A 19,205-nucleotide genomic window follows, 5' to 3' on the forward strand; every position below is an offset into this window, starting at 1 on the left:
CCCCCCCCGGTCCTTCGACTTTGGTGGGAGGGTACCCGCCGGGTCCCTTGTCTATACTGCCCCAGAGCGGGCGGCGCCGCCGCCCGCCGCGACAGGCAGCAGGGGGACACCATGGACAGGGATCAGGCCATTGCCCACTGGGGGGCGGCCGCGGAGGCCATCGACTGGGTTCGCGCCCCCCGGACCATTCTCGATGACAGCGCCGCGCCGTTTTACCGCTGGTACAGCGATGGGCAGTGCAACACCTGCCACAATGCCGTTGATCGTCACGTTGCCGCCGGCCGCGGCGACGAGTTGGCCCTTATCTATGACAGCCCGGTGACCGATACGGTCACCTATTTCACCTATCGTGAGCTCCGCGACCGGGTGGCCGCTTTCGCCGGCGGTCTTCGCGAGCTTGGTGTCGGCCCCGGGGACCGCGTGGTCATCTACATGCCCATGGTGCCCGAGGCGGTGATCGGCATGCTTGCCTGCGCCCGTCTCGGCGCCGTGCACTCCGTGGTCTTCGGCGGCTTTGCCGCCAGCGAGCTGGCCTTCCGCATCGATGACTGCCAGGCGAAGGTGGTGCTTTCCGCCTCCTGCGGTATCGAACACGCCCGCATCATTCCCTACAAGCCGCTACTTGATGCAGCCGTGGAGGCCTGCGCGCACAAGCCGGCGCACTGCGTCGTGCTGCAGCGCGAGGCCGGGCCGGCAGAGCTGATAGCGGGCCGGGATATCGACTGGGAGCTTGTGGCGGGCACTGAGCCGGCTCCCTGCGCCCCGGTTGCTGCCACGGACCCGCTCTACCTCCTGTACACCTCGGGCACCACCGGCAGCCCCAAGGGCGTGGTGCGCGACAACGGCGGCCACATGGCGGCCCTGTACTGGAGTATGGTGAACATTTACGGCATCGACCCGGGCGACGTGTTCTGGGCGGCATCGGATATCGGCTGGGTCGTTGGCCACTCCTATATCGTCTACGGCCCGCTCCTGCGCGGCGCCACCACCGTGCTTTTCGAGGGCAAGCCCGTCGGCACGCCGGATGCGTCGACCTACTGGCGGCTCATCGGGCGGCACCGGGTCAAGGTGCTGTTCACGGCGCCCACGGCGATCCGTGCCATCAAGCAGCAGGATCCGCAGGGTGAGGGTGCGGCGCCCTTCGATCTGTCCAGCCTCGAGTATCTGTTTCTGGCCGGCGAGCGGGCGGACCCGAACACCATCGTCTGGGCGGAGGAACTGCTGGAGATTCCGGTCATCGACCACTGGTGGCAGACCGAGCTCGGCTGGCCGGCGATCGCCGACTTTGCCGGCGAAGGTTTCTTTCCGGTGCGCCACGGCTCCTCGGGCAAGGCCGTGCCCGGCTTCGACATTGTTGTTCTCGATGAAGCCGGGGAGCCGGTGCCCCGCGGTGAGATGGGCGCGCTGACGATCCGGCTGCCGCTGCCGCCGGGGGCACTGCCGACGCTGTGGAATAACGACGCGGGCTTCCGCGAGAAATACCTGGAGCGTTTTCCGGGCTACTACGATGCCGGCGATGCCGGCTACATCGACGCAGATGGTTACATCCACATCATGGCCCGCACCGATGACGTCATCAACGTGGCGGGCCACCGCCTGTCGACGGGGCGCATGGAAGAGGTGATCGCTTCGCACCCGGATGTGGCCGAATGTGCCGTGTTCGGTGTGCGCGATGACCTCAAGGGGCAGGTGCCTCTCGGGCTCATGATCCTCAACGCGGGTGTCGACCGGCCAGAGGCCGAGATCGCCGATGAGGTCGTCGCCCTGGTGCGCCGGGAAGTGGGGCCGGTGGCCGCCTTCCGTCAGGCCCGGGTAGTGTCGCGGCTGCCGAAGACCCGTTCCGGCAAGATCCTCCGGGCGACGCTGCAGAAGATAGCCAACGGCGAGGACTACAAGGTGCCGGGCACTATCGACGATCCGGCCACCCTCGACGAGATCGCGCCGCTGCTTCGGAGCGCTGAAGCCTAGACGCGCCGCCGCCGCCGGGGCAAGCTGTGCGCTTCTTCCTGCGAAGAGGAGCCTGCCATGCCCGGTGACGGACGGCATACGCTGACCGTGCGGCGCGTCGGTATCGATACCTACCGGGAAAACGTGGTGTTTCTGCACCGCGACTGCCACGTTTATCGCAGTGCCGGTTTCCAGGCCCTGAACAAGGTCGAGGTGACCCCCGCCGACGGCGGCGAGGCTGTGCTGGCGGTGCTCAACGTGGTCGACGATCCCGCGATTACCCGTCCGGACGAGCTCGGTCTCAGCCTGCAGGCCTTTGAGCAGCTCGCCCTTGCCGAGGGCGCGGCGGCGCGCATCGCCCACGCCCGTCCGCCGCGCTCCATCGGTGCCGTGCACCGCAAGATTGCCGGCGAGACCCTGGGCTATCCGGACTACCTCGGCATCGTCCGGGAGATCGGTGAGCACCGCTACACCAAAATCGAAATGGCTGCCTTCCTGGTTGCCTGCACCCAGGGTGGCATGGAGCGGGACGAGGTGCTGCACCTGACCCGGGCCATGGCCGAGACCGGAGACCGCATCGACTGGAAGGAGCCGCTGGTCGCTGATAAGCACTGCATTGGCGGTATTCCCGGCAACCGTACCAGCATGCTCGTGGTGCCTATCGTCGCCGCCCACGGCATGTTCATCCCGAAAACCTCGAGCCGGGCCATCACTTCGCCCGCAGGCACCGCCGACACCATGGAGGTGCTGGCCAACGTTGAGCTCAGCGCCCGGCGCTTTAACGAAGTGGTGCGCGCGCAGCGCGGCTGCCTGGCCTGGGGCGGCACCTCGCGGCTCGCGCCGGTGGATGACATCCTCATTGCCGTCGAGCGGCCCTTGTCCCTCGACTCCCCGGGGCAGATGGTCGCCTCCATCCTCGCCAAGAAAGTTGCCGCCGGCGCCACGCACCTGCTGGTCGACATCCCCATGGGACCGACGGCCAAGGTGCGTACGCAGAACGATGCGCTGCGCCTGCGCAAGCTGTTCGAGTTTGTGGGTGACCGGCTGGGGCTGCACGTGGAGGTGATCATTACCGATGGCCTGCAGCCCATCGGTCGCGGCATCGGCCCGGTGCTCGAGGCCCGCGATGTGATGCAGGTGCTTAAGAACGACCCGGACCAGCCCCGGGACCTGCGCGAGAAAGCGCTGCAGCTGGCCAGCCGCATCCTCGAGTTTGACCCGGATGTCCGCGGCGGCCAGGGCTATGTGCTGGCCCGCGATATCCTCGATTCCGGCCGCGCCCTGGAGCGCCTGCGGGCGATCATGGCCATGCAGGGACGCAACCCCTCGCCGCCGGAGCCCGGCCGCCTGTGCAAGGCACTGCCGGCGCCCCGGGATGGCAAGGTTGCTGCTATCGACAACCTGCAGCTGGCGCGTATCGCCCGCCTCGCCGGTGCCCCGCTGGACCGGGGCGCCGGGGTCGACCTGTGCCGCAAGGTCGGGGATGCGGTGCGCGAGGGCGAGCCGCTCTATCGCATCCATGCGGCCTTCGAGGCCGATTTCGCCTTTGCCTGCGAGGCCGCCGAGGCGGCGAGCGGTTTCCTGCTGGCGGGAGGGGACTGAGTGCCGGTGCCCGCCGACGTCGTCTATGGCTTCGCCGACTACCGCGCCCCCGGTGAGCGCCTTGCCGCGGCCCTGGGGGTGTCCTATGAGGAGGTCGAGGTCCACCGTTTCCCCGACGGTGAGAGCCGCGTGCGCCTGCCCGCCACCGTGCCCGGGCGGGTGCTCTTCTGCCGCAGCCTTGACCGACCCAACGACAAGCTCATCGAGCTGCTCCTTGCGGCGGCGACGGCCCGGGAGCTCGGTGCCGAAGCGCTGCTCCTGGTGGCCCCGTACCTCTGCTACATGCGTCAGGACAAGGCCTTCTACCCGGGGGAGGCGGTCAGCCAGCGCATTATCGGGGCGGAGCTGGCGCGCTGCTTCGACACCGTAGCGACCGTGGACCCGCACCTGCACCGCACGCCGGCGCTGGCGGACGCGGTCCCGGTCGCGCGGGCCCTGACCCTGAGCGCCGCAGGGCCCCTCGCGGCGCTCCTCGCCGGCCGCGACGATCGGCCGTTGCTGCTCGGGCCGGACGCGGAGTCGGCGCAGTGGGTTGCGGCAATCGCCGGCCGTGCGGGGCTGGAGCACGCCGTCGCGACGAAGGTGCGCAGCGGCGATCGCTCCGTTGCCATCGAGCTGCCACCGGTCCCCGTGGCTGGCCGGGCAGTGGTGCTCATCGACGATGTGGCGAGCACCGGCCGGACCCTGGCGGAGGCCTGTCGCGCACTGCGGGCGGCGGGCGCCGCGCGGGTCGATGTCGCGGTGACTCATGCGCTGTTTGCCGGCGACGCGCTGGCGGTGCTTGCCGAGGCCGGTGTGGGAGACGTACTCAGTACCGATTCGATCCTCCATGACAGCAACGCCGCCGGGCTGGCGCCGCTGCTGGCAGAGGCCCTGTTGTCCTGAAGGCGGCCCCGGCTGCCGCTATACTGGCAGCCCCTGGACAACGTCGGAGCTTCGCCATGGACCTCACCGCCGAACTCAGCCTCTACCCGCTGCGCGAGGACTACGAGCCGCCGATCCGCGCGCTTATCGATGACCTTGCTGCCGAGGCGGGCCTGCTGGCGATCACCAATGCCATGAGCACGCAGCTGCGCGGTGACTTCGACACGGTGATGACCACGGTAGCCCGGGCGCTCCGGGCGAGCAGCGAGCGCTTCGGCAAGCAGGTGCTGGTGTGCAAATTCATTCCCGGAGCCCTGGCCATCGACGCGGCGCCCTGAGCGGTGGCCGCCTGGCACTGGCTCGCCTCCTGGGAGGCGGTGGCTGTACTCCTGGGGGTCGCCTACCTGCTGCTGGCGGCCCGGGAAAGCCTCTGGTGCTGGTACGCAGCTTTTGCGAGCACGGCGATCTTCCTGGTGCTCTTCTGGCAGGTGCGCCTGTACCTGGAGTCGGCGCTGCAGGTCTATTACCTGGCCATGGCCGTCTACGGCTGGTGGCAGTGGCAGCGCCCCGGTGAGGCCCGCACGCTGGCCATCAGCCGCTTCGGGGCCCGGGCCCACGGCCTGGTCATCGGCGGCGTGCTGGCGCTGTCGGCGCTGTCCGGAGCGTTGCTCAGCCGCTATACCGATGCCGCCCTTCCCTATCTCGACGCCTTCACCACCTGGGGCGCCATCGTCACCACCTGGATGGTGGCGAGGAAGATCCTTGAGAACTGGCTCTACTGGATCGTCATCGACAGTGCCAGTATCGTTCTCTACCTGGACCGGGGTCTGCTGCTGACGGCTGCGCTCTTTGCCGCCTACGTGGTCATCTGCATCGCGGGCTTCCTTGCCTGGCGACGCCACTACCGGGTCGCAGCGGCCGTTTCGGGCTGAACGGGCAACACAGCCCTCTGGAGGAGGCCCTCATGCTGAGTGCGACGACCCTGGCCACGCCCCTCGGCTCCCTGCAGCTCGTCGCCCGGGACGGCCGCCTTGCGCGCATCGCCTTCCCGGGGATGCACCTCGAGGAGGTGGCGGCGTCGTCGTCACCGGTACTCGAGCGCGCTGCGGCGCAGCTGGCAGGCTATTTCGCCGGCGAGCGCTATCGTTTCGATCTGCCCCTCGCTGAGGACGGTACGCCCTTCCAGTGCGCTGTCCGGGCAGCGCTTCGGGCGATCCCTTATGGCGAGACGCGCAGTTACGGCGATCTGGCCCGTGCCCTGGGGCGGCCCCGGGCCGTGCGCGCCGTGGGGGCCGCCAACGGACGCAATCCCCTGCCCCTTGTGGTGCCGTGTCACCGGGTGATTGGCGCAGACGGCAGCCTCACCGGTTATGCCGGGGGTCTGGCGCGAAAGCGCTGGCTGCTGGAGCGGGAGGGCTGGCGCGCCTGCGACGGCGCGCTCGATCGATAGCCGCGGCGTTTAGGTCGCCGAGGCGTCGTAGATGCTCTGGATGGACCGGTTGAGCGCCGCGTTGAACTCTTCGTCGCTCTGCTGGGCAGAGAGCCCCTCGGTGAGGGCACGGGAGAAGCTCGCGACCACGCCCGGGTTGCGGGCGAGGCGCTCGTTGGCCTCGGCACGGCTGTAGCCGCCGGACAGAGCCACGACACGCAGTACGGCGGGATGCGCCACACATTCGCCATAGAAGCTGTCTTCCTCGGGCAGCGTCAACTTGAGCATGACCTGTCGTCCCTCGTCGAGCTGATCCAGCGCGGCGAGGAGGCCGGCCTTCAGCTGTCGCTCCGCGGCGGCCTTGTCGGGGCAGTGGATGTCGACCTCCGGCTCGACGATGGGCACGAGACCCGCATCGATGATGCGGCCGGCGACCTCGAACTGCTGGGCCACCACGGCGTCGATGCCGCTGGTGCTGGCTTCCTTGATCATCGAGCGCATCTTGGTGCCGAAGATGCCGGCACCAACGGCGCGGCTGAGCAGGTCGTCAAGGCCCGGCATGGGCTTCATGCGCTGCACCCCGTCCGCCAGCGTGTCGAGCCCCTTGTCGACCTTGAGGAAGGGGACCACGTGCTTGACCTGCCAGAGGTACTCGGCGGTTGGCCGGCCCAGGACCTCGCGGTCCATGGTGTCCTCGAAGAGGATCGCGCCGAGGATACGGTCGCCGCCGAAGGCCGGGGCGGTCATGATCCGCGTGCGCATGGCGTGCACGAGGTCGAACATTTCGGCGTCCGTAGTCCAGGCGCTTTCCTCAATGCCGTAAAGGCCCAGGGCCTTCGGCGTGCTGCCCCCGCTCTGGTCCAGGGCGGCAATAAAGCCGGTGGCGCTGCGGAGTTTCTCGCGTTGTTCGTCGACTTGGCTCACGGGTGCTTTCCGTTCTCATGGTGGCTGGGAGAGTTTCTGGCTGCGCGGGTAGTGCCCGGAGCCCGATGACCTATGTTAGGCCAAAGCGGGTGGTGCCGTGAAGGCGGGCTTTGCCGGGGTCAGTAGAAAAGCAGGTCGCTCAGGGCCAGGTCGACGGGCCCGGGCCGGCCGATGGCAACGAGACCGATGCGCCGCAGGCGCGAGGGATCCAGTGGCGCCTCGAGGCGGTGCGGCGTGAAGGCAGCAAAGGGCAGCTTGATGGTGGTCCAGCCGGCCGGCGCCTGGAATGGCGCGCGATAGCTCTGCCAGGGACGCCGCACGGCGTCCGTGCGCAGGTGCAGGCCGTAGTCGCCGCCGTCGCCACAGACCTTGAGGGCGAGGCCTGTGAACGCGCTCGCATCTACCGTGCCACCGTCCCCGGCCAGGTCCAGGGCCAGCTGCAGAAAGCCGCCGTTATTGGCCAGGCTCACGGTCCCGGTCAGATGCCGGGCGGGTCGCCCGGCCACGGTCTCCGTGCGCAGCTGCCCGGCGGAGACTCCGCCCATTACCGCATCGCCGATGCAGGCCCAGCGGCCGCCGCCGGCAGGTTCGCCACTGAGGTCGTCGATAATCGCTGCGGTCACCTCAGCCGCCCCCGGGGCAGCGGTGGATCTCCACGGTGGCATGGACCACGCGGAGCTCCTTCGGCAGTCGTGCCTTGACGTCATCGGGGGTGAGGGCGTCGTGGGTGACCACGGCGAGCTCTGCGGCGTGCAGGCCCGGTCCGATGGACCACAGGTGCAGGTCCGCCACCCGATCGTGGCCGCGGCTCTCCACCGCGTCCCGGAGCCGCTGGCAGAGGGCGTCTGGCGCCTGCCGGTCCAGCAGTGTGTGGCTGGTATCCCGCAGCAGGCCGATGGACCAGCGCGCCACCAGCAGTGCCCCGACAATCCCCATGGCCGGATCCATCCAGGCCAGGCCGAGGTACTTGCCTGCCAGCAGGGCGACGATCGCCAGCAGCGAGGTCAGCGCATCGGCGAGCACATGCAGGTAGGCGGAGCGCAGGTTATGGTCATGTTCGTGGCTGTGGCTGTGGTGGTGATCCTGTCCCTGCCCATGGGCGTGCCCGTGATCGTGCCCGTCACCCAGCAGCAACACAGAGACCCCGTTCACCAGCAGCCCGAGCACGGCCACGCCAATGGCCTGGTCGAAGGCGATCGGTACCGGTGCGAAGAAGCGCGCCATGCTTTCCCAGGCCATGGCAAGGCTGAAGCCGGCCAGTAGCAGGGCGCCGGTGAAGCCGCCGAGAGCGTTCACCTTGCCGGTGCCGAAACTGAAGCGGGGGTTCGCCGCGTGGCGCCGGGCGTACACATAGGCAAGGGCGGTGATGCCGAGGGCCACGGTGTGCGAGGCCATGTGCAGGCCATCGGCAAGCAGGGCCATGGAGCCGAATACTATCCCGGTACTGATCTCCAGCACCATGGTGGCAGCAGTCAGGGCAATGACCAGCAGCGTGCGCCGCTCTCCGCGGCGGCGCTGGTCCTGGCCGAAGACATGGCAATGGGTCCAGAGCTGCAGGTTTTCGCTGTGCATGATGCCTCCGCGCACTGTGGCGAGCCACCTATATTACGCGTCCCTTGTCCCTGTCTCACCTCGATCCAGCGAGGGCCTGGGCATTCTGCGGCGCCACTGCACGCCCGCCGACTGGTGCCCCTGGCTGATCAAAGCCGGGTCGATACCTCCCTTGGCGGCAGCACGGAATGCGGGAGGTACTTTGCCCCGCACCGGTTCAGCCCCGCGCTCAGCGTGTGTCCCTTGGGAGGGAGAGAGGCATGGGCAGTCATGCCCCGGGGAAAAACGTGGCTTGAGCCGTGGCACTGTACTTGACGCTTAGCGGGCAGTTTCCGCAGCCGGATCTTATGGTGACCCGAACCCCGTAGAACTTGTCGGGATCAGCATCCAGCAGGAAATAGCGACTACCGGCCCAGCTGTACGAGCTTCCGTCAAGCAAACCCTTGTGAGCGCTGGCATCGGTCAACTCCTCACCCTGTGTCGGCAGGACACCCACAGCGGCGACAACACCGATATCATTGAACAGCTGCCCGTCGTTACCTTCATCAACAAGATCAAGGTGCGCTGACACGTTGACGAGCAATTTGCCGGTCGTCGGCACCCGGAAGGTCTCTTCGATCGCAGTAGTGTTGAGTGTGCTCACTACCAGATTGCCAGCGGCATAGTCAGCCATAAGTGGGCTTGGGAGGTGCGCGAGCTTAGTTACGCCGACTGATTTGGTGGCGAGCTTTTTTCCAAGGATGGCGCCATCCGCGATCTTCGTCGTCGTTACTGAGCCATTGGCCAGTTTCGCTGCGCTGACACCGCCATCGCTCAGGCTGAAGGTGGTGCCGTCCAGGGCAAGACCCGAGCCATTCGTGTAGGTGGTGTCTGTATCGGTGACTGCCCCCGGCGCCAGCTTGGCAGCAGTAATCGCGCCGTCGGCGATGGCCTCCGTCGACACGGCCCCGGCCGCCAGCTTGCTCGTTGTGACCGCAGCGTCGGTGATTTTGCTGCTGGTAACGGACTGGTCGGCAAGTGCCGGTGCCTCGGCCTCTTCAAGGGTTGTCACGCGTTGCGCCACAGCGTTGATGCCGTTTGCCATGGCCGAGAAATTGGCATTCATCTCGTTCGGCTCGATGGTCGTGCCGCGCTCAAAAGCGTGTGGTATCTCCATTTCGCTGATAGCGAGGACCGAGGCGGCCAGGCTGATCGTTGCGATAGTGGTGAGCAGGGTCTTGCGCATGCTTAACGGTTCCTTCTGTTTGCGCTGGGTGTTTTTTTTCCGCGGCGCTGCAGAGCAACGCTCGTCACGACGCCGAGTACCGTGAGGGCGAGGGTTTCCCCGGACCAGACAGGCACCGCCGCCAACCTTTCCAGAGCCTGCCCCCAGAGTGAGCTGCCCCAGATTGCTTGTCCCCACATAGCGATTGCTCCTTGATTGCCAGTATCACTTTGACGAGCCCCCGTCGGTGCTCAGTTACCGTCGAGGGCGACTGTCCTTCACCGCCTGCCTGACCGTTCCTGCGTGCAGCCGTCGCGAGGCGGCCAGCGTGAGCGATACGCCCAGTGCGAGCAGGGGAGCACCCTGCAGCCCCGGCACGGGAACGGCGGCCCCGGCCGCCGATGCTGCGGGTGATTCCTCCGGAGGCGGCGCGGTGGGCTCGGGGCCCGCCAGAACAAGCAGCGGGGCCGAAGACAGCGTGCCGTAGCTGTCTGTGAAGCTGTCTCTGAAGAACCAGTCCGAGGATGTTGCAAAGCGCCAGGGCGACTCGCCATAGCTGAAGCTTCCGAGCGGCAGGAAGAAGCGGCGACCGAAGTCTCCCAGCGCTGTGGAGCGGATGAGCAGCCAGTAGCGGGTATCGGCAGCAAGGGATACCTGGCCCTGATAGTTGAACTGATAGAAAGCGGTGCTGCCGAAGTCGCTGATGTCGCTGCTGCTGCAGTTGGGCAAACAGGATGGACGGAAGGTGCCGAGACGTTTGCCAAGGGTTCCATCGGCTTCGACGCCGTGCACCGCCACAGAGCTGGCCTCGTAAGCTGCTACCAGGTTGCTGTCGGTGGCACGCTGGACGATCGCAGTGACGTCGGTGACGGCAGAGGCCGTGGAAGCGCGGAAAAGGAAACCCAGGGCAGCCGTCGTCGCACCGACGTTGGGCGTGGTCGAGCTACCAAGGGTGGCGCTGGTTGTATCCAGCAACCGCAGCGCTTCGCCGGCCTGCGGTGCCGGCAGGGGCAGCAGGAGGGTCACGGCGGCCGCGTAGGCAAGCGCCTGAAGGGCAGTGCTTGCGATGTATCGGAGCCTTGCACGGCGAACGGCATGACGGGACTTCATAGCGGGATCTTGCGGTACAGTTAACGCGTTAAAGGTCGATGCTTTCGCTGAGCAGGGCCCCCTCGGCGCTGCTGCCGCCGATGAGGAAGCGGTATTTGCCGGGCTCCAGGCGCCAGCAGTGGCTTTGTTCATGCCAGTAATGCAGCGTGTGCTCCGGTACCTGGAGACGCACGATGCCCGTCTCGCCGGGCGCAAGGGCGATGCGCTGAAAGCCGCGAAGCTGTTTGCCCTGTCTTTCGACGACACAGCCGGGGAAGCGGACATAGAGCTGCACGACCTCCTCACCGGGGACCGCGCCCGTGTTCTGTACGGATACCTCTGCATGGACGCCGTGCACCGTGCGCCGTAACCGAAAGGCCCGGTAGCGGAACTGCGTATAGCTGAGCCCGTGACCGAAGGGAAAGCGCGCCTCCCTACCCTGTACTTCCAGCCAGCGGTAACCGTGCAGGGGGCCGTAGTCAATGCGCTCGGCCTGGGGGTCGAAGAACGGATAATCAGCGGCGTCGCGGGCGACGGTGAAGGGCAGCTTTGCGGACGGGGAGACATCACCGAACAGGAGTGACGCCAGTGCCCGGCCGCCTTCCATACCCGCGTAGAAGGTCTGCAGCACGGCTCCGGTCGCTTCCAGCCAGCCTTCGACGAGCACCGCCGAGCCGGCGATGAGCACCACGACGGTCCGCGGATTCGCTTGTGCTACCGCACGGATAAGCGCCTGCTGATCCGCCGGGAGCTCGAGGCAGCTTCGGTCACCGCCCGTAGGGGTCCGGGCGGCGCCTTCCCCGCCGCCGGTCTCCTGGATGAGGTCTCCGGCCTCGCCGAGGGAGATGTCGCCGGGGATGTATTCGCCTTCCTCTTTTGCGGTGTAGCCGACCACGACAATCGCCGCGTCCGCCGCCGCCGCCACGGCAGCGGCCTCGGGGTCCTGCTCATCGCCGGCCAGCGCCAGAGCCGGCTGCCCAAGGGCCTCGGCAATGCCGGCAAGCGGTGTCACAACCCACGGCGGGCTGACCCGGCTCGAGCCGCCATCACCGGTGTTTTCCAGGGTGGCGAGGCGACCCAAGACGGCGATCCGTTGCTGCCGGGACAGGGGCAGCGTGGCTGCACGATTGTGCAGCAGTACGGCGGACTTTTCCGCGGCCTCCCGCGCGAGGGCGACATGGGCCGGGCAGGCCACGAGGTCCATGGCGTATGTCGGCAGTGGGTCTTCCGCGCAGGCAAAGCGGTAGAGCGTTCGCAGGATGCGTCGACAGGCGGTATCGATCACTTCCGGAGCGATCAGGCCGTCCTGCACGGCCCGCACGAGCTTTTCGCCAAAATGCACCGGCTCCGGGTTTTCGATATCGAGACCGGCGCTGGCGCCGTAGGCAGCATGGACGCCCAGCACCCAGTCCGAGTGTACGAAGCCCTCAAAGCCCCACTCCTGGCGGAGAATCTCCGTGAGCAACTGCCGGTGCTGGCCGCAATGCTCGCCATTCAGACGGTTATAGGCGCTCATGACGGAGGCACAGCCCGCTTCGATGACGCGCCGGAAATGGGGCAGGTACACCTCCCGCAGCGTGCGTTGATCGATGCGGACGTCGACGGTGAAACGATTATTCTCTATCGAGTTCGCAGCAAAATGCTTTACGGTGGCGATCACGTTGTGGGCCTGCAGGCCCTCGGCGAGGGCGGCGCCGAGCTCGCCCAGGTGGAAGGGATCTTCCCCATAGGTCTCCTGAGCACGGCCCCAGCCGGGATGGCGCAGCAGGTTGATACAGACGGCGCCGGAGAGGTTGCAGCCCTGCGCTCGTGCCTCCATGGCCATCGCTTCGCCGATGCGTCGCTCCAGCGCGGGATCCCAGCTGGCACCGCGTGCCATGGATACGGGAAAACAGGTGGACTGACCGCGGGCGACGCCCCGGGGACCATCGGTGAACCAGAGTGCCGGCACCCCGAGGCGCTCACAGCCGCCCCCGGCCCGGTAGGGTTCCGCGCCCCAGTCGCCACCGGAGCGCCGGAACTGCTCGAAAAAGCCCCGACCAGACATCATCGCGACTTTTTCCTCGAGGGTCGCGGCCGCCAGGATTTCCTCCACGCGGGCATTGATGGCCGCTGAAGAAAGCCCCTTGGCCGGGGACAGGTCGATCACAGCAGCCTCCCGATCAGTAGCTCATGGACAGACGCACCCCGAAGGAGCGCATCGCCTCGAAACTGCGGAACTGCGCGTAACCGCCAGTATCGAAGGGCTGGCCCACGATGGCTTCGACAAAGTCCTCGTCGAAGAGGTTACGGCCGAAGACGGCGATGGTGCCGCGGCCGCCGCTGAAATTGACCCCGAGCTGTGCGTCGACGAGGGTGTAGCTGCCGATGCGCGTATTCGGGTCATTGCTGTTGCTCGACAGCGTGTCGTCGCGATAGCTGGCGCCGACCTGCGTGAACGCCGGGAGCCCGAGGAGGTCGAACTCGTAGCGCCCCAGAGCATTCACCACCCATTCGGGGGCGTTGGCAAGGTCACCGCCGGAAAGATCCTGGAAGTCGCCGCGGCCGTCGCCGTCGGCGTCGGTGCAGCCGCCGGGCCCCACGGGCTGCAGCGCGTAGCAGGGGGCCCCGGTGAAGTCCTCGAAGGTAGCCCTGGTATAGGCTGCCGCCAGCGACAGGGTCAAGGCGTCGGTAGCCTGTACCGTGAGTTCGCCCTCGAAGCCCCAGCTCTCCGCCTCCCCGGCGTTTGTTACAGAGAATACGGTCGTTCCGTCAGGGGCGGGCACCAGTGCCTGGGCCTGGAAGTCGTCGATCGTAGAATAGAATGCCGTCAGGTTGGCAGTGAGCCTTCCCCCCCAGGCTTCGCTGCGGACGCCGAGTTCGTACTGCAGTGGAATTTCTGCGTCGACCGTGGGCAGTGCCGTGCCGTCTGCACCCACGCCGTTGATGGTCAGGCCACTGACCACGCCGCCGGACTTGTAGCCGCGGCTGATGGTGGCGAAGACGTTGGTCTCGTCTGACAGGAAATACTGCAGCCCAAGGCGCCAGGCAATGGCGTTGTCATTGACTTTGCCTTGCAGGGGCTCTGGGGTCAGGGACTGCCCGGCGTAGGGCCCTACGCTCCCCGGCGTCACTGTCCGCAGCAGGTCTCCGGAGATCTCCGAGCGCAGAACGCGGGCGCCGGCGATGACGCTCAGCTGGTCGGTAAGTGCGTATTCACCCTGGCCGAACAGCGCGAGGTTGGTCTCGTCCACGGTGCTGACCATGTCCGTACCCAGCAGGAGTCCCGGGGGCAGGGCACCGAGAAGATCGAGACCGGCTGTGCCTGCCTGGGTGTTGAATTGCTTGAGATCCTGTTCGAACCAGTAGGCGCCCAGGGTATAGGTGAGTCGCTGGTCACGGGGTGATAGCAAACGAAGTTCCTGGCTGAACTGCTCCTGCTCGAGGTCTCCAAGGTTGACTGCGAGGAAGGGCTGCGGGATCAGATCGGCATCGTTGTTGTCGAAGCTGTCCCAGGCGCGCCATGCCGTAAGCGAGACCAGCTCGAAGTCGCCGATGCGCCAGTTCAGTTCTGCTGCCAGCCCCCGGCTTTCCATCTCGTTGACGAACGCCTGGTCGGCCGCAAGCTCGCGGTTCTTGGGGCCGGCATCGATGCCACTGGCTGCGGTCAGCGGGCCCACCACGGGTACGCCCGTATTGAGCAGGCCGCTGCCGGGGCCGCCGGGCGAGGGCGCACGGAGCGTCAGCGCTCCTGCCGCCTGGTCGCGCTTGGCATAGTCGACCGACAGCATGAGGTCGGCGTCGGCGGACAGATTGATCGCCAGCTTGCCCCGCATGCCGTACTCGTCGCGCTCGTTGAGGTCGCGCTGTGGCGCGTCCGGATTGACATTGAACAGGTAGCCGTCCCGCTGGTTGGCGTACGCGCTCAGGCGGCCCTGCATGCGATCCCCGAGCGGTCCCGAGACGGCGCCGGACAGGTTGAGCTCGTCCCGGGAGCCATAGGCGACCTTGATGTCCGCTTCAAAGGTGTCAGTGGGTTTGCGGGTGATAATTGATATCACGCCCGCCGATGCGTTCTTGCCGAAGAGCGTGCCCTGGGGCCCGCGAAGGACCTCGACCCGCTCGACATCCGCGAGATCGAACAGGCCGGCACCCTCGCGGCCGAGGATGACGCCGTCCACGGCCATGGCCACGCTGCCCTCGATACCGATGTTGAACAGGCCGGTGCCGATTCCGCGGATGGTGGACGCCGACTGGCGGGCGTTCACGCCAGCGCCAAAGGTCATGCCCGGGACCACGTACTGCAACTGGTCGAAGCCGTCGATCTGCCTGAGGTCGAGCGCCTCACCCCCTACGGCGGTTACGGAGATGGGCACCTCCTGCAGGTTCTGGGCCGTGCGCTGGGCCATGACGACCACTTCTTCCAGGGCGATGCGGTCCTGCCCCAGGGCCGCCGGTACGGCGGTGGTGATAACAACGGCGCTGGCCAGCGGCAGCGCCCGGAACGGAATCTTCTGCATGGGCATATCCTCGCGTTGCGGCGGCGTAAGCGCCGCCTTTATTGATTATCCGAGTGGATAGTAGGCGCGAGGGTCAGGAGGCGTCAAGTTCGCTCTCCAGATGGATAGTCGATCTCCGGACCTGCCGGCACGCGTTCAGCCTGCCGGCGGTTCCTTCGACCCGGTCGGGGGTGGTGGAAAAGGCGGCGGTGGCGGCACGGCCAGCCGTTCCCGTTCCCGCTCGACGATGGCCAGCAGTCGCGCCACCACGGCCGGCTGGTCCGGCGCCATGCTGTACTGCTCGCCGGGGTCCCGCGCCAGATCGAATAACAGGGGATAGCCCAGGGCGGCATGGGGAACGTCGTAGCTCTTGTAATAGCTGCGCAGCACCAGGCGCCAGGCACCGCTGCGAACGGCGGCGATCTGGTCTTCGTTGAAGAACAGCAGGTACTCATGGGGGCTTTCCCCGCCTTTGCTAAGCACCGGCCAGATATCGCGTCCGTCGAGGGCGAGCCCGTCGACGCTGGCGCCGGCAAGGTGCGCCAGCGTCGGCAGCAGGTCGAGGCCGGAAACCGGTTCGCTGCTGTGTCGTCCCCCCGGGAGGCCCGCGGGCCAGGAGGCGATAAACGGGACCCGGTAGGCCCCCTCCCAGCTGCTGCCTTTCCGATCGCGGGCGCCGCCGGCTGCACCCTCAAACCATGGCCCATTGTCCGAGCTGAAGAGGATCAGCGTGTTGTCACGCTGACCGGTCCTGCCCAGCGCCTCGAGAATCCGCCCCAGGCTCCAGTCGATGGTCTCAACGGTATCGCCGTAAAGCCCTGCTTCGGAGCGGCCGCGAAAGGGTGGGCCTGCCGCCAGCGGGATATGCGGAAAGGTGTGTGCCAGGTAGAGGAAAAACGGCCTGTCGTCCTGTGCCTCGATCACGGCGACGGCCGCGTCCGTATAGCGTTCTGTCAAGGTCGATTGCTCTACCTCCTCTTCGATAACTCGTTCGCCCTCGTACAGCGGGAAGGGAGACATGTCGTTCGAATAGGGCACGCCCAGAAAACTGTCGAAGCCGTGGGTCGTGGGCCAGTGCGGGGGTCGGTTGCCCAGATGCCATTTTCCCACCATGGCGGTGCGGTAGCCGGCACTCTGGAGCACGCTGGCGAGGGTGGTTTCATCGGCGCCGAGCCCGTGTTCGGAGTGCGGCCGGATCACACCTTTCGCGAGCCCCATGCGGACTGGATAGCGGCCCGTAAGAAAGCCTGCCCGCGACGGCGTGCAGACATTCGCCGGAGCGTAAAAACTGCTCAGCCTGACGCCCGCGTCGGCCAGCGTGTCTATGTTCGGCGTGTCAATTAGCGCATTGCCGTTGGCACCGATGTCACCGTAGCCGAGGTCGTCGGCCAGGATGAAGAGGATATTCGGACGGGGCGGGGCTGCGTCCTCGCGCGCTGTGGGTTCCGGGGCGTAGAGGCCTGCGACGGCGAGCAGGGTCAGCAGTGCCCAGTGCCTTGCGACGATCCCCCTGAAGGCTGATCCCATGGTGATTCTCTCCGTTGCGTTAGGCGTGCCTGCTGCGATGTTCGAACAGCAGGGTGAGCAGGGTATCGGCGTGGGCTTCGACGACCGCCGGATCACTGACGTCGATGCCGTAGCTGTGGCGCACCTCCGCCGCAAGCATGAAGATGTTCTGCGCCGCGGCGGAGAGGATGTACACAAGGGAGTGTAGCGGTACCCGCGGGTAGACCCCCTCGGCCATGAGCCGTTCAAGGGTTGTTGCCAGTTCCTCGTGGTCCGGACCGATGAAGTGTTCTACGGCCCAGCGCAGACGCTCGCTGTCGCCGATAGACTCCTGCACCATGATCCGCGCGTGTTCCGGATGCCGCGCGCAGTAGGCCACGTAGCGCCGCAGGCGGGCGCGGGTCTGTTCATAGGCATTGAGTTCGGCGTCGGCAGCAGGGATCGCGGTTTCCTCGTGCAGGCGCTCGAAGAGGAAGGTGACCGCGGCCTTCCACAGGCCGTCCTTGTCGCCGAAGTGGTAGCGGATCAGGCCATGATTCACCTTTGCCGCCGCGGCGATATCGCGCACGCTGGCACCGGCAAAGCCGCGTGCCGCAAAACTTTCCAGCGCGCATTGAAGAATGCGCGCCCGTGTTTCCGCCTTCTGGCTGGCGCGGCGCTGACCCGGCGCATCCCGGTTGTCGCTGGCTGCTGGCATCTGGTTACTCCACGGTGGCCCCGTGTCCAGTATAGGTAAGGTATGGCGGCGCCAGGCAGCAGTGCCCGCTGCTGCGCGCTTTACGGGGCACGGTCTTGTCCTTGTATCCTGTCCCGGAGCGCCCGGTGGTAGCGCCCGTCGATGGGATAGGCGGACAGTGCCGCGGCCGTTATCAATACGCCGGCCGCCGGTACGAGAGTCATGATGGCCTTGAGCCCCGCGAGGGTGGCGGTGTCCTGGGTGGCCCCGGGTGTGAAACCCACGAGATCCAGCAGCACGCCGAGAAGCAGGGCATTGAGCCCCAGCGCGGCTTTCTGGGCAAAGGTGGCAAAGCCGAATACCTTCGCCTCATGGCGCTCGCCGGTCAGCCAGTGATCGTATTCCACGGTGTCTGGGAGCATGGCCCAGAACACGACCGCGAAGGCGCTGGTCCCTAGCGAGATGGCGCCAACCGCCAGGTAGACGTCGCTGGCGTCGCGCATGGGCAGCAGGAAGAAAGCAAGGTAGCCGGGCAGGGCAATGGCGCAGCCGAGGAGCCACGCAGTCCGCTTGCTGCTGCGGCGTGCGACCAGGGACCAGAACGGCGCGAGGAGCAGCAGCGTCAGCGGTGCGATCGCCAGCGCCGGACCGGCGGCAGCCTCGCTGCCCACCGCGTACTTGAACCAGTAGAGCAGCGTTTTCGACAGCATGGTCAGGCACAGTGATGCCATGACGATCGCGATCAACACGCGCGCCAGGGGACCATTCCGCCGGAGCATGGCGGCACCGCCGGCTACATCGCGAAGCCCCTGGCGCAGTGCGCCACCCGGCGGCGGCGCTGGGTCGTCCTCCGCCGGCTCCCTCACGCTTGCGAAGCACAGCGCAAAAAGCAGTGTGGCGATCGCGGCCATGAGCACGGCAGCGGCAAGCCAGCCGAGACGCGGATCGCCGGTGAGGGACACCAGCTGTTCGACGGCCCAGGGTGTTGCCAGCGCGGTCGCGAGGCCGCCGAGCGCGGCGCCCTGCATGCGCCAGCCGGCGAGCCGCGCCCGTTCGTCGCTCGCCCGGGTCATACGGGCCGACAGTGCGCTGTAGGGGACGGCCACTACCGTGTACAGGGTGCGCAGAAGCAGATGCGTGAGCAGCGCATAGGCGGGCAGCCAGGCTGCGGGAAGCCCGCCGGGCACCCAGAAGGTGAGAACAAAGCTGAGCCCCAGCAGCGGTGGACCGAATAGCAGGTAGGGGCGGAAGCGGCCGAAGCGCGAGCGGGTGCGGTCGGCGATGCCACCCATCCAGGGGTCGGTCAGCCCATCCCAGAACGACGCAAGGAAGATGGTAAGGCCAGCGTTGGTCGCAGACAGCCCCATCACTTCGGTGTAGAAGAAAAAAAGAAAGAGGCTGATGCCCTGCCAGTAGACGTTCAGGGCCGTATCACCCACCGCATAGCCGGCCTTTCGCTGTGTCGTAAGAGCGGGTGGCTCATTCATGGCTGTCGCCCGTTCCTGCCGGCATAGCGTGGCGCCTGATTTCATTATCCATTTGTATAGAAATTAATGGAGCGCAGGCGCCCTGTCCAGTATCCGGTTGGCAAACGGCAGCTGGCAAACAGGTGCGGGCAGGAAGGGCCTTACCCGGACGTCCCCACCTCCCGGACGCCGCTGGCGCTCAGGTCTCGCGCGACAGGGTTGCCAGCAGCTCCAGGTGGGGCGTATGCGGAAACAGGTCCAGGGGCTGCACAGCCTGCAGGGAGAAGCCTGCGGTGAACAGGGCGCCGAGGTCCCGGGCAAAGGTGGCCACGTCGCAGGCGATGTAGCGCACGGCGGTGAGCCGTGGCGCGCGGTCGAGCAGTGCCGGCAGTTGGCGCAGGCCCTCCCGGGGCGGGTCGAGGACAAGCAGCGCGGCGTCGGCCAGCGGTTCGGCGAGCGCGGCGGGCGC

Annotated in this window: 16 protein-coding genes and 1 pseudogene; 6 read left to right on the forward strand and 11 right to left on the reverse strand. The window is 67.0% G+C overall.

Going from position 1 to position 19,205, the window contains the following annotated elements; all coding sequences use genetic code 11:
- The first annotated feature begins 111 nt into the window (after positions 1 to 111).
- The 6 genes from HRUBRA_RS12935 to HRUBRA_RS12960 are packed head-to-tail and all read left to right on the forward strand — an operon-like array spanning position 112 to position 5,863.
- Positions 112 to 1,968: an AMP-binding protein gene (locus HRUBRA_RS12935; protein WP_035517843.1), complete on the forward strand. Its 1,857-nt coding sequence runs from the start codon at positions 112 to 114 to the stop codon at positions 1,966 to 1,968.
- A gap of 57 nt (positions 1,969 to 2,025) precedes the next feature.
- The gene (locus HRUBRA_RS12940) at positions 2,026 to 3,549 is read left to right on the forward strand and encodes a thymidine phosphorylase family protein (RefSeq protein WP_035517844.1); all 1,524 of its coding nucleotides are present in this window, start codon (positions 2,026 to 2,028) and stop codon (positions 3,547 to 3,549) included.
- Positions 3,550 to 4,434 (forward strand): ribose-phosphate diphosphokinase, encoded by an 885-nt coding sequence (locus tag HRUBRA_RS12945; RefSeq protein WP_201771612.1) that lies wholly within the window; start codon positions 3,550 to 3,552, stop codon positions 4,432 to 4,434.
- 56 nt (positions 4,435 to 4,490) lie between these two features.
- Positions 4,491 to 4,751, forward strand: a complete 261-nt coding sequence (locus tag HRUBRA_RS12950) for a YkoF family thiamine/hydroxymethylpyrimidine-binding protein (protein ID WP_035517845.1) — start codon at positions 4,491 to 4,493, stop codon at positions 4,749 to 4,751.
- Between the two features lie 3 nt (positions 4,752 to 4,754).
- Entirely contained in the window at positions 4,755 to 5,345 is a 591-nt protein-coding gene (pnuC, locus tag HRUBRA_RS12955; RefSeq protein ID WP_035517846.1) for a nicotinamide riboside transporter PnuC, read from the forward strand.
- Between the two features lie 32 nt (positions 5,346 to 5,377).
- Positions 5,378 to 5,863, forward strand: a complete 486-nt coding sequence (locus HRUBRA_RS12960; RefSeq protein ID WP_035517847.1) for a methylated-DNA--[protein]-cysteine S-methyltransferase — start codon at positions 5,378 to 5,380, stop codon at positions 5,861 to 5,863.
- A 9-nt stretch (positions 5,864 to 5,872) separates the two neighbouring features.
- On the opposite strand, the gene HRUBRA_RS12965 is transcribed toward HRUBRA_RS12960, so the two are convergent.
- The 11 genes and pseudogenes from HRUBRA_RS12965 to HRUBRA_RS13010 all read right to left on the reverse strand — a co-directional run.
- The gene (locus HRUBRA_RS12965) at positions 5,873 to 6,766 is read right to left on the reverse strand and encodes a fructose bisphosphate aldolase (RefSeq protein WP_035517849.1); all 894 of its coding nucleotides are present in this window, start codon (positions 6,764 to 6,766) and stop codon (positions 5,873 to 5,875) included.
- Positions 6,767 to 6,885: 119 nt separating this feature from the next.
- The gene (locus tag HRUBRA_RS12970) at positions 6,886 to 7,389 is read right to left on the reverse strand and encodes a CIA30 family protein (protein ID WP_236629873.1); all 504 of its coding nucleotides are present in this window, start codon (positions 7,387 to 7,389) and stop codon (positions 6,886 to 6,888) included.
- A gap of 1 nt (position 7,390) precedes the next feature.
- Complete coding sequence (gene dmeF / locus HRUBRA_RS12975) at positions 7,391 to 8,338, reverse strand: CDF family Co(II)/Ni(II) efflux transporter DmeF (protein WP_035517850.1); 948 nt, start codon at positions 8,336 to 8,338, stop codon at positions 7,391 to 7,393.
- A 247-nt stretch (positions 8,339 to 8,585) separates the two neighbouring features.
- Complete coding sequence (locus HRUBRA_RS12980; protein ID WP_035517852.1) at positions 8,586 to 9,542, reverse strand: hypothetical protein; 957 nt, start codon at positions 9,540 to 9,542, stop codon at positions 8,586 to 8,588.
- Between the two features lie 234 nt (positions 9,543 to 9,776).
- Positions 9,777 to 10,547: a hypothetical protein gene (locus HRUBRA_RS14790; protein WP_144244476.1), complete on the reverse strand. Its 771-nt coding sequence runs from the start codon at positions 10,545 to 10,547 to the stop codon at positions 9,777 to 9,779.
- A gap of 112 nt (positions 10,548 to 10,659) precedes the next feature.
- Positions 10,660 to 12,759, reverse strand: coding sequence for a beta-glucosidase (locus HRUBRA_RS12985; protein WP_052094861.1), 2,100 nt, complete (start codon positions 12,757 to 12,759; stop codon positions 10,660 to 10,662).
- A gap of 13 nt (positions 12,760 to 12,772) precedes the next feature.
- Entirely contained in the window at positions 12,773 to 15,109 is a 2,337-nt protein-coding gene (locus tag HRUBRA_RS12990) for a TonB-dependent receptor (protein ID WP_035517854.1), read from the reverse strand.
- 135 nt (positions 15,110 to 15,244) lie between these two features.
- Positions 15,245 to 16,615 carry a sulfatase family protein gene (locus HRUBRA_RS12995; RefSeq protein WP_052094863.1) on the reverse strand — a complete coding sequence of 457 codons (1,371 nt, stop codon included), beginning with the start codon at positions 16,613 to 16,615 and terminating at the stop codon, positions 15,245 to 15,247.
- 19 nt (positions 16,616 to 16,634) lie between these two features.
- The gene (locus tag HRUBRA_RS13000) at positions 16,635 to 17,291 is read right to left on the reverse strand and encodes a TetR/AcrR family transcriptional regulator (RefSeq protein WP_052094864.1); all 657 of its coding nucleotides are present in this window, start codon (positions 17,289 to 17,291) and stop codon (positions 16,635 to 16,637) included.
- Between the two features lie 80 nt (positions 17,292 to 17,371).
- The gene (locus HRUBRA_RS13005) at positions 17,372 to 18,757 is read right to left on the reverse strand and encodes an MFS transporter (RefSeq protein WP_052094865.1); all 1,386 of its coding nucleotides are present in this window, start codon (positions 18,755 to 18,757) and stop codon (positions 17,372 to 17,374) included.
- A gap of 178 nt (positions 18,758 to 18,935) precedes the next feature.
- A pseudogene (locus HRUBRA_RS13010) lies at positions 18,936 to 19,205 on the reverse strand (class I SAM-dependent RNA methyltransferase); the annotation flags it as partial.

This window comes from Pseudohaliea rubra DSM 19751 (assembly GCF_000764025.1).
GTDB lineage: Bacteria > Pseudomonadota > Gammaproteobacteria > Pseudomonadales > Halieaceae > Pseudohaliea > Pseudohaliea rubra.

Bases quoted from the DNA above. Each gene is read 5' to 3' on its own strand.
- HRUBRA_RS12995 (WP_052094863.1), bottom strand. From the start codon at position 16,615: ATGGGATCAGCCTTCAGGGGGATCGTCGCAAGGCACTGGGCACTGCTG.
- HRUBRA_RS12990 (WP_035517854.1), bottom strand. From the start codon at position 15,109: ATGCAGAAGATTCCGTTCCGGGCGCTGCCGCTGGCCAGCGCCGTTGTT.
- HRUBRA_RS12950 (WP_035517845.1), top strand. From the start codon at position 4,491: ATGGACCTCACCGCCGAACTCAGCCTCTACCCGCTGCGCGAGGACTAC.
- HRUBRA_RS12960 (WP_035517847.1), top strand. From the start codon at position 5,378: ATGCTGAGTGCGACGACCCTGGCCACGCCCCTCGGCTCCCTGCAGCTC.
- dmeF (WP_035517850.1), bottom strand. From the start codon at position 8,338: ATGCACAGCGAAAACCTGCAGCTCTGGACCCATTGCCATGTCTTCGGC.
- HRUBRA_RS13000 (WP_052094864.1), bottom strand. From the start codon at position 17,291: ATGCCAGCAGCCAGCGACAACCGGGATGCGCCGGGTCAGCGCCGCGCC.
- HRUBRA_RS12935 (WP_035517843.1), top strand. From the start codon at position 112: ATGGACAGGGATCAGGCCATTGCCCACTGGGGGGCGGCCGCGGAGGCC.
- HRUBRA_RS13005 (WP_052094865.1), bottom strand. From the start codon at position 18,757: ATGAATGAGCCACCCGCTCTTACGACACAGCGAAAGGCCGGCTATGCG.
- HRUBRA_RS12940 (WP_035517844.1), top strand. From the start codon at position 2,026: ATGCCCGGTGACGGACGGCATACGCTGACCGTGCGGCGCGTCGGTATC.
- HRUBRA_RS12980 (WP_035517852.1), bottom strand. From the start codon at position 9,542: ATGCGCAAGACCCTGCTCACCACTATCGCAACGATCAGCCTGGCCGCC.